Here is a 14,187-nt window from a genome sequence, read left to right on the forward strand (position 1 = left end):
TTCGATCGGCAGAGTGAAGGCTTACCCCTTAGACAGAGAAATAATCAGGTCAGGCTTTCTAACCTTTAGTGGTAAAAGAACAGCAATGAAGTTTGTCCCTGCCTGAATATACATCAGCTCGTTCTATTACGTTTGCAATTAATGGAATGGCTACAAATTCAGGCATACAAATCAGTCTTTAGCTGTTTGAAAGTTGCCGATCGTTCGTCTCAAATGAGACCAAAAAGGAAAAACAAATGAACAAAAACAACTCTAAGACTTTACTTGTTAAAGCGGCTGGCTTTCTAGGTGTCGCTGGCTTGAGCGTTCTGATTAGCCTTCCCGGTTTCTCGCAGCAATCTCCAGGCAACACCAACCCAAATGTGCCCTCCACCGTAAAGCCAACTAATCCAGGTGGTCAAGATGCTGGCACAACCAATGGTGGAGAAGATTTGAATCGGGTGCCCAGCAGCGGCAATCAGGTTCCCAGCACGGGAAATAATGCGCCCAACAGTGGCTCAACAATGCAGCAGAACAATAGTTCAGACCCTATCAATCGGGTTGAAGGGCGTGACCAGGGTACTCCAGGTCAGATGAATTCTTCACCCAACGGTAGCAATGGTCAGCGCGGCACGAATCAGCCCGGAGCGAACCAGCCAGGTTCAACCACAGGTGGCGATTCAAGCCAGCAGGTTGAGCAGAACCGAGACGGCTCGAATATGCAACGGAATCAGGCAGCTCCTCAAGGCAGCACGCAATCCTCACCACAAAGCCCACAGTCTGATAGCAATTCAGGCTCATCGACCAGCGACACGAGCACCTCACAGCAGCAACCAACAGATAGCAGTGTGCGAGCTCTCTGGTAAGAACTGTGGTTTCAGTCAGGTACTGGGTGACGTTGACTGATCTGTAAAACTTCGAGGCATGAACAGAGTGCAGAGTCGGGGAATTTTGTTTCCCTGGTTCTGCACTTTTGCTATTAAGAGCATGGGCTTTACTCACTCGATCGAAGAATAAACTTCTAGAAAATAATGCGCCATTACCACTTCCTGATGCTGCTCTACCAGAGCGATTCTAGATGAAGCGTGAGAAGCACTATGACTCTCTTTAGCAGTCAGCGAACCCGGTTAGAGAAAAGCTGGTGGCTGACCGCTGACCGCTGACCGCTGACGGCTGAAAGCTGACCGCTCAATTTCCATACCTGCTAATCCAAATGTATGAACTAACTCTTCAGAAAGACCTGGATTTTAGGCGTAGTAGGGGCGAAGCATTCAAACATCCTTTAACAAAGGATCAGGTATCTGTTTACTTGCGTTGACAGACCGATTTCCAGAGCGGATGGCTACGTCCTTGAAGGCGAATCCGTTGCACCTGTTGTTCTAATTGCTGTCGATCGTGCTCCGATAGTCCAAAAAGAACATTGCGGCTTTGCCAAAGCAACACTGCAACCGTGAAGCCAATGCAGGTAGCCAACCCGATCGCGGGCAAACGGTTAAATGCCAGCCCATAGCGCACGGCTGACCACGTAAAATAATCCAGCAGGAGTGAAATAGGATAGCGCAAACCCCACACGCTGAGGGTGCCAACCGTTAACCACAGCCCTGCAACCATGCACCAGCGACTGTAGAGGGTTAGTTGGTAGAGCCGCTCAACTTCTTGCTGGAAGTCACTATCGGTAGGCGCTACAGCTATTTCAGTTGATCTATGTTCGTCAGGCTGGTTCATCTACAGTTGCTCGATTACGCTTCGTCTGAGCTACCAGAGATATCGCTAGAGGCACGATCGCCCGTATCACCATCAACGAGCGCTGGCACGATTGGGGCAGATTTCTCCGTTCGCTCACGCCACCAAGTTAACAGGGTTGTGGCAATGAAGATGCTGGTGTAGATGCCTGTAGTAAAACCGATAATTTGGGCAAGGGCGAAGTACTTTAAGGTGTCTCCTCCAAAGAGCAGCAGCGCAAAGAGGGTGAGCAGAACGATGAAAGCAATGTTGAGCGATCGCTGTAGCGTTTGGTTAACGGCATCATCTACCGTTTCGCTGAAAGAGCGGTCGGGGTTGATTTCCATCAGCTCGCGGATACGATCGTAGATCACCACAGTGTCGTTCACCGAGAAGCCCGTAATCGTCAGCAGAGCCACAACAAAGAGACTGTCAACTTCAACCTGTAACGGCGACAGTCCTAAAAGTGCAAAAATGCCCAACGTGATCAAGATATTGTGCAGTAGCGCCACGATCGCGAAGATCGCGAAGTCTATTTGGTAGCGCAGACTAATGTAAATCACGATGCCAACAAAGGAAACCAGTAACGCCATTAACCCAGAGGACAAGAGCTGCCGACCAATGGTTGGACCAACTGTATCAATTTGAGTTTTCTTGATATCAAAGGTGCCGACTTCAGTACTCAAGGCATTGGTCAAAGCAGTGCGCTGGTCTACCCCTAGATCTTTCGTGCGAATTGAGAAAGCACGCTGGTCATTCCCCAGAATTTGCACACTACTATTCTTGTCAATTCCCTGTTCGCTCAACACGTCGCGCACTGCATCAAGCGAAATCGGACGGCAATTCTGCGGCTGAGTACAGTCCAACTCAAACTGTAGCCTTGTACCGCCGATAAACTCTAGACTTGGACGTAAGGGGCTTCCCAATTGCTGCCAAGAGATACCCATCGCAATCAACCCGCCGAGAATGGCGATTGTTGAGACAGTCCACCAACGCTTACGGGTGCGGTTAACGCTAATTTTTCGCGTGCGGCTCTCAATTTCTGCCGCCGTCGCTGATGGATTGCGAATGAAGAATTTGGGCTGACGCAACTCAGGTGAACTAATTGATACCATCAAAAACGTACGAGTGCAGGTAACAGCCGTGAAGAAGCTGATAGCCACCCCGATCGCCAAGGTGAGAGCAAAGCCCTTCACCAAACCTGAGCCTAGCCAGAATAAGGAAACACACGCGATCGCAACCGTCACATTGCCGTCTAAAATGCTCGAAAAAGCCCGGTAGAAACCAGCCTCAACCGAGCGGTACAACGATTTACCAGCACGCAGTTCTTCACGAGTACGCTCAAAGATCAGCACATTCGCATCGACCGCCATTCCAATACTAAGAATAAAACCAGCCACTCCAGGCAGCGTCATGGTCACACCCAACAAGGCAAAGCTAGCCCACGACAAGAGAGCGTAGATGACCAGCGCCAGGTCGGCGATCGTGCCTGGCAGCAGGTAATAAATGCCCAAGAAGAGGAGAACTAGAATCAAGCTACCGACGCTGGCGTAAATACTGCGTTCAATACTGTCTCGTCCTAACGTTGCGCCTACCGTTCGGTTCTCAACCACTTCGACGGGGACAGGCAAGGCACCACCTCGGAGTTGAACGGCAATGTCGCTGGCGCGTTCAGCCGTGAAGTTACCCTCAATCACTGCACCACCGCCCGTAATGCCTGTTTGAGCATACTGAACGTCTACTGTGTAGGCAAAGTCAGCGCTAATCGGCGCATTATCCAAAAAAATTCCCAGGGTGCGCCCTGTACCTGCAATACTCTTCGTTAGTTCTGCAAATAGTTCGCCGCCGCGCGGGTCAAACTTCAACCCGACGTGCCAATTCTGACTGGCACCCACTGGTTCTGGGTAGGCATCTTTAAGGTTTTTGCCCGTCAATTCGGTTTTGTCAAACAGGTCGGCGATCGCTCCATTCGTGGCTTTCAGTTCCGCCTGATTTTTGGCGATCGCGGCTTGATCGGGTGTCTTTTTCAGTTGTGCCTGCGTCTCCAGCTTTTCGCGTAGGTTTTGCTTTTCAATTTGTAGCTGCGTTTCTGTCCCCGACTTCTGTTTGCGGAAATCTAATTGAGCGGTTCCACCTAACACTCGCTCTGCCTGCTGTGGGTCGTTTACGCCCGGTAGCTGGACTAAAATCTGGTCTTTGCCAACCGTTTGCACCACAGGTTCTGATACGCCTAGCCCATTCACCCGACCTTCAATGACCTTGAGAACGGCTTCGAGTTCTCGCTCTGTAATCTCTTTAACCTCTTGGGTCGTCTTTACCTGAAGTGTGAGCTGAGAACCACCCTGCAAGTCTAAACCGAGACGCGTTGGGATCTTGACGATGATCACCACGGCGGCAATGAGCAGAACCAAAATTAAGCCTAAGAGCGATCGCTGTCTTCCCATACTGTGACCCCTGTAACAAACGCTATGATAGCGCTTTAAAGTATTTGAATTTTGGGTTTCGAGGGACGAATTTGACTAGCGCGTGCTGCTCACCAGCAGTCAAAGACCGAGTTCCCCAAAGTTTGCCCCTTTATAGAGCCTTTACACGGCAACCGTCGTAGATTTTTTGCTGGAGACACGCTGAAAGCCTGTAAACCCACTGAATTCAACCATTCGCTCAACAATTACTTAATTTTAGCCAATGCTCATTTAGTGAAGTCTCCGTGATTGCACTAGGCAACCCGATCGCGCATTGGTTAGCTTACAAACATCATAAATCCTGCTTGAGTAAAACATTTAAGCTCCCAGTTCTGAACCTCCTAGCCCTAAACCGTAGCATCCTGCTAAATCAGACGTGAGTTGCCATTAAGCCTAGCCATCTTTTGGGTTCAATCAATCAATGAGCCGCCAATAAAGATTTTAAAGGCAATCTCTTTTATCTAAATGGATGTGCATCATCGCAAGCTTTAACACGAAACGAGCTGAGAGAGCCAAGCGTGTCTCTCGCTAAGGTCATTGTGATTATGTCAAACCATCAGCATAGAAACATTAACGTGGTGATGCTTGCTACGCAGAAAGCGATTGCTAAAGTCCTTTTTAAATCTACTGGGGCGGCGATCGTTGGTTTCACCACTCTTAGCTTTGCAACAACGATCCAGCCCGCTCATGCCTTTAGCGTTACGTACAATTTTGCGGTGAAGATTAACAGTAATGCTTACGAAACACAGGGCTTAAGCAAAGGGTCAATTGAGCAAGGAAGCTTTACGTATGATACTGCTGGTTTGAAGCCTTATCCTACTGGTGACAATACTGGCTCAACGGGAATTCGCAGCGAATATGTCTCTGCTTCACAAGGAAATTTGACCCTTTTATTTAACTTTCTAAACAATATTTATACTGAGAAAAACGACCTGAATTATAGCGGACAGCGGTACTTTACTGACTATCCAGTTGCACTTTTTGCCAATGGTCAGTTAGTAGGACTCGATTTTCTTGTTGTACCTTCCCAGTTTCAGCCACCCCAAAAGGCGCTAGGCTTTCGTATTTTTAACAATGATTTTTACGTTGGCGCAACCGATAACAATAACAGTGGAAATCTGGTTGGTGCTGTCACGTACAGCGACACTACTATTTTACCGGACGCGCCACTACCTGGCGCTGGTGTCGCAGCGGTTCCTGAACCCTCCGAACTGGGCGGCGCGATCGCTGCTTTTGGTTGCTTGGGCGTTTGGGCGCTGAAAAAGGTGAAAGGGCAAAAGAAATAGGGGTAGAAGGCAGGAGGCAGAAGGCAGAAGGCAGAAGGCAGGAGGCAGAAGGCAGGAGGCAGAAGCAAAGGAGCAGGGGAAGCAAGGGAGCAGGGGAAGCAAGGGAGCAGGGGAAGCAAGGGAAGCAAGCAGGGCAGGGAACAATTCAAAACTCAAAACTCTCTGCCTTTTACTCTTCACCCCTCACTCTTCACTCCTCTCCCTCCTACGCTGGATGGAAGTAAAACGCGGCTCCTAGAACGGTGTACGTTGCCAGCAGCAAAACGCCTTCTAGCCAGTTGGAGCGTCCGTCAAGGCTGATTAAGTTAGCGATCGCTACGGCAATAATCACAGCAACCACTTCAAACAAGTTGAAGCTCAAGTCCATCGGTTGCCCGATCGCTTGCCCGACCAGCACTAAAACGGGTGCAACCAGTAGCGCGACGAGCAAACTTGACCCCATCGCCACAGAAACAGATAGATCCATATTATTTTTCATGGCGACTCGCACCGCTGTGACGTACTCTGCGGCACCACCGACTAAGGGCAGCAGGATGACACCTGTAAAGAGCGGTGTTAAACCCAGTCCTTTGGTAGCTTCTTCTACAGCACCCACAAAAATTTCGGACTCGAAGGCAACAGCGATCGTGGCAACGAGCAGCACCCCGATCCAGAGCGGCAGATTGGGCTTGTGTGCAGGGTGAGTGCTTGCTTCGCCATCAGCATCCGCTTCTAGCTCCACTACACTCACATCGTAAAGGTAGCTGTGCGTTTTGAGGGAAAAGAGCAGAGTGAGCGCGTAGACAACAATCAGGACGATCGCCACGGTGATCGAGAGGCGACTGATGGCAACCTGATCCACCACATTTGAGGTCGAAATAACCATCGCCGGAAGCACGATCGCGGTGACCGCCAGCGTCATAGTCGAACCGCTCACTCGCGCCACGATCGGTTGAAATGCCTGTTCTTTATAGCGCAACCCTCCCAGGAACATCGACAGTCCCATGACCAGCAGCAAATTACTGATAATGGTGCCAGTAATGCTGGCTTTTACAATGTCAAGCAAGCCTGCCCGCAACGCCGAGAGCGCAATAATTAACTCGGTCGCGTTGCCAAAGATGGCATTTAACAAACCGCCGATCGACGGTCCCGTTGCCACAGCTACTTCTTCGGTTGCGGTACTGAGCCAGATGGCAAGCGGCACAATAGCGATTGCGGACGTGATGAATACTATTAACGCATCCCATTCCAACCGCTCTGCCGCGATCGAAATCGGGATAAAAACGAGCAAGCCTAGAGAAACAAGGTTCTTAATTGACATAGTGTCAGTAGGAGAAAGAGTAGGTGAATGGGCTTGTGAAGTAAACCATCATCAGTGAACGGCGTTCTCAGTTTAACTACGGTTGAAAAACGCCTTGTCCATCATAGAAGCCAAGTCTCGTTCTGACCCAAAGCAAAGGCGGTCACTCAAGACCAAAGGTTCGCACCGTAAAGTGTTGCTTTAGTCAATCTTCCCTTAGTTGGATGGTTCAGCGACAGAGCAGATTAAGGTAGTTACGTGGTCATCACTGTCAGGATGGCAAAACACTAACTTGATCGTTTTGACTGTGCGCTAGATAACCGTATGACACTGTATGCAACCCAAAGCCAAGCCAGAGCAGCCCATCTGAGGCTGAGCATCTTGCAACTAACCAGGCATCGCTGGCGGGCGCTTAGTCTTGGGTTAGGGCTTCTTACGGCAATGCAGATTGTTACAGCAGGCTCAATAAGCTTAGGGCAGAGCGTGGTGCCTTCTTACCTGCAAGCGCCCAATGGTGCTGCACCCAAGATTGCCGCTGCGCCAAGTCCATCCGCTTCTACTGCACCGACGATCGCGACAGCCGATATCACACTGGATGGGCGAACACTGTTTACGATCGCCGCTCCAAACGTTGCGTCTCAACCGGGCAATCGAGCGGACGGCAAGCCGCCGATTAAAGAGCGGGTCGAAAAAATCGAGGAGACACTTAACCGGATTGCTGCCAGCAACACCGAACCTAAAACCTTAGATGTGAAGTCGATCGTCGATGAGCAAAGTCGATTGCCCGTCATTTCAGTAGGAGCGCGCTACCTGATGACAGTGACAACCCTGGATGCCCAACTTCAGGGACAAGATCCTGAGCAACGGGCAACCGAGCTAACTCAGATCACTAAAGACGCATTAGTCACTGCCAGACAGGAGCGTCAGCCACAGTACCTGCTGAAACAAGGTTCGCTAGCTGGGCAGCTTGCGATCGGCGTGGTTGCTGTCAGCGGTATTTTGGCATTGCTACAGCGCTGGCTGAAGTTACAACGACAGCGACTGCACGCTCAGGCTGCCGCTGCGATCGAGATTTCAGCAGAGACTGAACCCACCAGCACCGCAGCAATGGCAGTAGTGCAAGAGCAAATCAACCAGCGACGGCAGCGTAACCTGAACGATATACAGCGCCGACTGCTGCAAGTGATCCAGCTGAGTCTTTGGTTAGGCGGCATTTTTTTCATCTTGGGGCTGTTTCCCTACACCCGTTGGGTACAGTCGCTCATACTGTCGGGACCGTTGAAGATCTTGGGAGTCGTGATCGCTACCTACCTTCTCATTCGGGTGAGTGATACGTTTATCGATCGCCTTTTCAGCGCTCTGACCACCAACGAACTCCTGTCTCCCGACACGTCTCAACGTGTGGCACAGCGCGTCACCACGTTTTCACGAGTGCTACGGAGCGTCGTTGCCACCGTTTGGGTCAGTATGGGTGTTCTCAGTGCGCTGTCAATCATTGGTGTTGAACTGGGACCAGTGCTTGCGGGTGCAGGCATTCTGGGCTTAGCCATTTCGTTCGCATCCCAAAACTTAATTAAGGATGTCATCAATGGCTTGCTGATTCTGTGGGAAGACCAGTACGCCGTAGGTGATGTGATCCAGATTGGCAAAGCGTCGGGGCTAGTGGAAGTGATGAATCTTCGCATCACTCAACTCCGCAATTCCGAAGGACGTTTGATCACCATTCCCAACAGCTCGATTACAGTAGTCGAAAACCTCTCGAAGGATTGGTCGCGCGTTGATCTGGGCATCACGATCGCCTACGACGCGAATGTCGATCGTGCGATCGCCGTCGTCAAGGAAGTAGGCGAAGCGATGACCAGCGATCCTGATTGGAAAAACAGAATCCCCGAACCGCCCGACGTTCTGGGTGTGGATGAAATTGGCAACGACGGTATCACCTTGCGCGTGTGGATTAAAACCCTGCCACTCCAACAATGGAACGTTGCCCGCGAATTTCGCCGTCGTCTGAAACGTGCCCTTGATGAAGAAGGCATTGCGATCGGGCTGCCACAGCAATCGCTCTGGTTCCACACCTCGTCAGACCTACCGCATCTTACAGATGGCAATAATCGCGTGCATGGCATCAAAAGCAACACTCCACAACAAGCTCAGGTGAAGAGTGAGGATGAGTAAGGAGTTTTGATTGAATCAATCCTACTCCCTCTGCTCCCTTTGCCTCCTCTGCTCCCTTTGCCTCCTCTGCTCCCTTTGCCTGTGCTCTATTCCATCCCCTGCCCATCCCGTCGTCCCAGTTCATAAATGCCACAGCTAATGCAGGCAAGCATACCCACGCTGATTGCCCAACTGCGCCCTAGAGTCAGCTCCACAGTGTAGTTGCAGAGTGCGCCTACAAGGAAGAATGGCACAATGCTAAAAATAGAAGCATAAAAAGCATTCTGAGCTTCTCTGCCTTTACGAGTCCGTTCAAACTCTTCGATCGACGTGTACAGCGATCGCTCGGCGAAATTGAACCACCGATTGAGCTGATGCGTCACCCAATCACTAATCGTTGAAAACCCCAGATACAAAGACAATGACCACAGACCTGTGCCCGCGATCGCAACTGCGCTCAGGTGAAGATCAAACGGGAAAAGGTCAAACATACTAAAGCTAGCGTGAAATTAGGGATACATCTCAGTCAACAAGGCTTGCAAGCGATCGATATCACCGTGAATGCTGATCTAATTGCTTGTTAGGTATCTTAACGAAAATTAAACCACTGAACCATTCGTTCGCTATCGCAGCGGAGACAACTGTAGAGAACCCACTTGTTTCCGGGCATGTTTGAATGAAGAAGGCAGAAGGCAGGCTTCGACGTGTCACTCCCCACTCCCTACTCCCCACTCCCCACCCCTCACCCGTGGAAATCTACCCTGCTCAGATCAACATCTCCCAAACGCTGGCTGCTGCCACTGCCCATCATCAAGCAGGACGGTTGCCCCAGGCAGAACAACTCTACCGTCAAATCTTGCAGCAGCAACCGCAGCAACTCGATGCGCTGAATTTGCTGGGCGTGATCGCGTGTCAGAAAGGTCGGCTGGATGAAGGCATTGCGCTGTATCGACAGGCATTGACGCTGCGTCCGGGGTATGTAGGCGCGCGGGAAAATCTGAGTGTTGCCCTCTGGAAGCAAGGTAAACAACTGATTGAAGAGGCGATCGCCTCCTACAGCCAAATCATCACCTTTCAACCAGAGAACGGGCAGGCATACCATAACCTGGGTGTCATTCTGGTCGAGCAAGGCAAGCTAGACGAAGCGTTGAGTTATTACCTGCAAGCCCTGTCTGTGCAACCCAACGATGCTGTGGCACTGAACACGATCGGCACCATTTTGCAGCAGCAAGGCAAAGCCACTACTGCGATCGAGTATCACCGTCGAGCGCTGATAGTGCGACCAGATTACCCGGACGCACTCAACAGCTTGGGGACAGCACTGCAACACCAGGGCAATTTCCAAGAAGCCATGCTGTGCTTCGATCAGGCGTTAACACTCAACCCAGAGGATGCCAGTGCCCGTTACAATCGATCGCTAATCTTGCTCACCGAGGGCAATTACCACCAGGGGTTTCCAGAGTATGAGTGGCGCTTAAAGACTCAAGAGTTTCCACCCTGCCCCTTTCGACAGCCTCTCTGGGATGGCTCCGATCTGACGGGACGCACCATTTTGCTTCATGCCGAGCAGGGTTTGGGCGATACGATTCAGTTCATTCGATATGCCGCGATCGTGGCGCAACGGGGTGGACGCATTGTGTTGACCTGTCATCAGCCCTTGATGCGTTTACTGTCAACCGTGCCAGAGATCGCGCAGCTAGTGCCGTTGGGCTATCCTGTTCCCAACTTCGACGTTTATGCCCCGCTCATGAGCCTCCCAGGCATTTTGGGCACAACGCTAGAAACGGTTCCGGCTCAAATACCGTATCTAACGCCGCCCGCAGAAAGCCGGGTGCAACTTGCAATCCCACCTCGCTTGAAGGAACTCGCAAAACAACCTGATCAGAGCCATCAGCCACCGCTCAAAGTCGGCATTGTCTGGTCTGGCGGACATTTGTACAAGAAAAATCAGAGCCGCTCTTGCCCGCTGATGCACTTTCAACGCTTGCTGCAATTGCCTGATATTGCTTACTACAGTTTGCAAAAGGGCATTGCCCAGATAAATCTGGCAGAACTAGGCTGGGAGTCTCAAGTACAGGATTTGAGCAGCCAACTGAGTGATCTGGCAGATACTGCCGCTGCGATCGCCCAATTAGATTTGGTCATTACTGTTGATACGTCGATCGCTCATCTGGCTGGCGCTCTTGGCAAACCTGTATGGGTCTTGCTCACCTTCTTACCCGACTGGCGCTGGATGCTGCACCGTGAAGATACGCCCTGGTATCCCACCATGCGGTTGTTCCGCCAAACTCAACCGGACGATTGGCAGGGCGTACTCGATCGCCTCTCGCAGGCATTGCTCCGTCGCGATTTGCCTAACCCGCTGGGAGAGGGAACCAGCTAAAATTCATTCCTCTCTCCCAGTAGGAAAAGGGTGTTCAGTTTAGGAGTGCCTATTAACCTAAGTTGCGGGTCAATCAACATAAGCCAAGCCAGCAAAGGATTGGCAAGCGAAAGGTGCCCAACGTTCACGCCCTTGGGCAGGCAGCGACTTAATACCTGGCTCAAGCGATAAAGGCGGACTCCACCGTCAAGGTAACAACGAACGCCACCAACTTGAGTAAAAAACCATCAATGGTCACGGCATGAATCGACTTGGGAAAGCGAGCGGTCATGGTGCTAAACACGGTTTCGATGTCATGGCGGGTCGTTTGTTTGCTGTACGCCCAAGCCGATGAATCGGGACGTGTGGAATTGCGCTTACGAGCGACCTGTAAGGTAATGCCATTGGTAGTGTGGAGGTCATCCTCTGCTTGATAATCAGTGTAAGCAGCATCGGCGTAGATCTCACTACGAGGCGGTAGGGCTAAGCCCTCAGCGCACACGGGAAATGCGAATGTTGTCGCAAAGGGGCACGGGGAAGGAATTGAGCCAGTATTCCGTGGTGGGTTTGAGATCAGTCTGTGCCAGACGCTGATTGCTGCCAAAGAAGCGGGCAGCGAAAGGCAGTCGTGATCACTTCGGCATCGCTCAGTTGCAATCGGCAATCTTCGTGATGTCCGATGGCTTTGCGCAGGTCATCGGTGATGGCATGAATCGCTATAGGGTTCGGTAATCATTTTTTCTTCTCTCCAGGCTTTCGGACTTCTGGGGAGATTTTATTTGCTTCGCTGCCACCGCCGCTTCTTACTAGCAACTTGAGTTAATAGGGTTCTGTCCTTCAGTATCAAGCAGCAAGCAACATTAAAACAGTGAGTCCGGTCATAATTTCCTAACAGTGGTGACAGCATGATGAACGAAAGCCTGACTGGGTGGCACCTATTTTAAACCCTGGCACAGTTTCAGCCACCTTCTGGTAATTTTGTAAAGCCCGGTTGCTGTTGCTCGACATCTCCTGTTGCCAAAGAAAAATTGTGATCAGACATGAATATGCATAAGTGGTCTAAGTTATCTGCACACTCAGCGCACTACCCGTTTCAGCGATCGTGGCTCCCTCGCTGCTTGCTCCTCATTGCGGGAGCGCTCTACTTCGGTTGTCTCAGCCAACTGAGTGAGTATGCGATCGCAGCGCCGGAGTACAGCCAAGCCTCATTGAGCCAGCGCGATCGTATCAGTCAGGCAACTCCACTGCCTGCGCCAAGCCAACAGGGTAATCAAATTCTGCTGAACGGTCGTACTTTATCCGCAGCCTGGGTGCAGTGGTCAACCAATGGGCAGCGTTTTGGCATCAGTGATGCAGGACTCTCACAAGTGATCGGAGTCGAGCTACTCAACACAGCCGATGCCACGAGACAGCCCGTGCAATGGTTTTCTGATCCTACTACCGCTCCTCTCAACCTTCCAACGTGGCTCACGAGAACCCTGCGCTATTTGGATATTACCGAACTGGCACAGCGATCGGGTTGGCAACTGCAAGCCAACGGTGCCACGCTGCAAATTACTTCCCCATCCGCCACTGTCCTGGGTATCCGTCAGAGTAGACAGCCTTGGGGCGATCGGCTGGTGCTTGACCTTGATCGATCCGCTCCCTGGCAAGTCGATCAGCAAAACCAGGAAGTCATTTTGACTCTCGATGCCCAGATCCCTGCTGCTCTGCTGCAAAACTTTAAACCTGGTATGGGCAATCAACTCAAAGCGATTAGTGTCGAACCAAGTGCTAATCAAACTCGAATTCGGCTGAGCCTCTCCAGTCCAATGCGCCCCCGTGTATGGAGTCTGCCTAATGCCAACCGTTTAATTGTGGATGTGCGTCCGGATGCGATGGTCGATCGCGACATTCTCTGGGCACCAGGGTTACGCTGGCGTACCCAAACGCTTACTGTTGGCACCGCACGCTTCCCAGTCATCTGGCTAGCGATTGATCCCCGGCAGCCTGGAGTCAGCCTGAAGCCGATTCTGCCCAACCTTGCCAGTCTTGCAGGAATCGCCCCTTTGCTTCGCACGGCACAACAAGCACAGGTCGCTGCTGCTATCAATGGTGGGTTTTTTAATCGTAATAATCAGTTTCCGTTGGGTGCGGTGCGGTTGGATGGACGGTGGCTTTCTGGTCCCATTTTGGGACGTGGTGCGATCGCCTGGAATGCAAGTGGAGACACGAAGTTCGATCGCCTCATGCTCCAGGAAGCCCTCATAACTCCTAATGGACAGCGCCTAACGCTCACCCATCTCAACAGCGCCTACATTCAGGCTGGTATTGCCCGTTATACAGGCGATTGGGGCACACGCTACAGCCCCATCAGCGATAACGAAATTCTGGTGACTGTGCAGAACGATCGCGTGATCAACCAACTGTCCAGCGGAGCAGTGGGAAGCACTGAGTTGCCTATTCCTACTAACGGCTATCTATTAGTGCTGCGATCGAATCGTAACGCCCTTGCTTCACTTCCCGTAGGCGCGTCTTTACGCCTGGAAACAATGGTCACGCCTCCAGAGTTCAGTCGCTACGAGCAAATCATTGGCGGAGGACCACTGCTTGTGCGAAACCGTCAAATTGTCCTGAACCCCAAAGCCGAACAATTCAGTAACGCCTTTGCGATCGAGCAAGCAAACCGTAGCGCGATCGGGCAAGCAGCCGATGGCAACCTGCTGCTTGTCACGGTTCACAACAATCTTGATGGTACTGGTGCCACACTCACCGACATTGCCCAAATCATGCAGCAGATGGGTGCCGTCAACGCACTTAACCTTGACGGCGGTAGCTCAACGACACTCTATCTCGGTGGGCAACTGCTCGATCGACTGCCCCGTACTGCTGCCCGCGTCCATAATGGCATTGGCGTGTTGATTCAACCCAACCGATAAACCGATGCCTTAGAGCTTGCTAAAA

The 14,187-nt window shown here is 51.4% G+C and carries 9 protein-coding genes and 2 pseudogenes; 5 read left to right on the forward strand and 6 right to left on the reverse strand.

Going from position 1 to position 14,187, the window contains the following annotated elements; translation table 11 throughout:
• Positions 1–236: 236 nt before the first annotated feature.
• Complete coding sequence (locus AC5JO6_RS24980; protein WP_496083756.1) at positions 237–845, forward strand: hypothetical protein; 609 nt, start codon at positions 237–239, stop codon at positions 843–845.
• A gap of 439 nt (positions 846–1,284) precedes the next feature.
• On the opposite strand, the gene AC5JO6_RS24985 is transcribed toward AC5JO6_RS24980, so the two are convergent.
• The 3 genes and pseudogenes from AC5JO6_RS24985 to secD all read right to left on the reverse strand — a co-directional run.
• On the reverse strand, positions 1,285–1,704 hold the full coding sequence (locus AC5JO6_RS24985) for a hypothetical protein (RefSeq protein WP_496083757.1): 420 nt from the start codon (positions 1,702–1,704) through the stop codon (positions 1,285–1,287).
• A 14-nt stretch (positions 1,705–1,718) separates the two neighbouring features.
• On the reverse strand, positions 1,719–2,771 hold the full coding sequence (secF, locus tag AC5JO6_RS24990) for a protein translocase subunit SecF (protein ID WP_496083925.1): 1,053 nt from the start codon (positions 2,769–2,771) through the stop codon (positions 1,719–1,721).
• Positions 2,745–4,145, reverse strand: a pseudogene (gene secD, locus AC5JO6_RS24995) (protein translocase subunit SecD); the annotation flags it as partial. The pseudogene secD and the gene secF, both read right to left, overlap by 27 nt.
• Before the next feature lie 563 nt (positions 4,146–4,708).
• On the opposite strand from secD, the gene AC5JO6_RS25000 reads away from it, so the two are divergent.
• Positions 4,709–5,449, forward strand: coding sequence for a hypothetical protein (locus AC5JO6_RS25000; protein ID WP_496083758.1), 741 nt, complete (start codon positions 4,709–4,711; stop codon positions 5,447–5,449).
• A gap of 205 nt (positions 5,450–5,654) precedes the next feature.
• Here the strand turns inward: AC5JO6_RS25000 and cax are convergent, their stop codons facing one another.
• The gene (gene cax, locus AC5JO6_RS25005) at positions 5,655–6,749 is read right to left on the reverse strand and encodes a calcium/proton exchanger (protein WP_496083759.1); all 1,095 of its coding nucleotides are present in this window, start codon (positions 6,747–6,749) and stop codon (positions 5,655–5,657) included.
• Positions 6,750–7,169: 420 nt separating this feature from the next.
• On the opposite strand from cax, the gene AC5JO6_RS25010 reads away from it, so the two are divergent.
• Positions 7,170–8,903, forward strand: coding sequence for a mechanosensitive ion channel family protein (locus AC5JO6_RS25010; protein ID WP_496083760.1), 1,734 nt, complete (start codon positions 7,170–7,172; stop codon positions 8,901–8,903).
• Between the two features lie 86 nt (positions 8,904–8,989).
• Here AC5JO6_RS25010 and AC5JO6_RS25015 read toward each other — a convergent pair whose 3' ends face one another.
• Entirely contained in the window at positions 8,990–9,373 is a 384-nt protein-coding gene (locus AC5JO6_RS25015) for a hypothetical protein (RefSeq protein WP_496083761.1), read from the reverse strand.
• Positions 9,374–9,558: 185 nt separating this feature from the next.
• On the opposite strand from AC5JO6_RS25015, the gene AC5JO6_RS25020 reads away from it, so the two are divergent.
• Positions 9,559–11,265 carry a tetratricopeptide repeat protein gene (locus AC5JO6_RS25020; RefSeq protein ID WP_496083762.1) on the forward strand — a complete coding sequence of 569 codons (1,707 nt, stop codon included), beginning with the start codon at positions 9,559–9,561 and terminating at the stop codon, positions 11,263–11,265.
• Between the two features lie 160 nt (positions 11,266–11,425).
• Here the strand turns inward: AC5JO6_RS25020 and AC5JO6_RS25025 are convergent.
• A pseudogene (locus tag AC5JO6_RS25025) lies at positions 11,426–11,964 on the reverse strand (transposase family protein).
• Between the two features lie 326 nt (positions 11,965–12,290).
• Between AC5JO6_RS25025 and AC5JO6_RS25030 the strand changes: the two are divergent.
• The gene (locus AC5JO6_RS25030) at positions 12,291–14,162 is read left to right on the forward strand and encodes a phosphodiester glycosidase family protein (RefSeq protein WP_496083763.1); all 1,872 of its coding nucleotides are present in this window, start codon (positions 12,291–12,293) and stop codon (positions 14,160–14,162) included.
• Positions 14,163–14,187 lie beyond the last annotated feature (25 nt).

The organism is Tildeniella sp. (genome assembly GCF_059505325.1).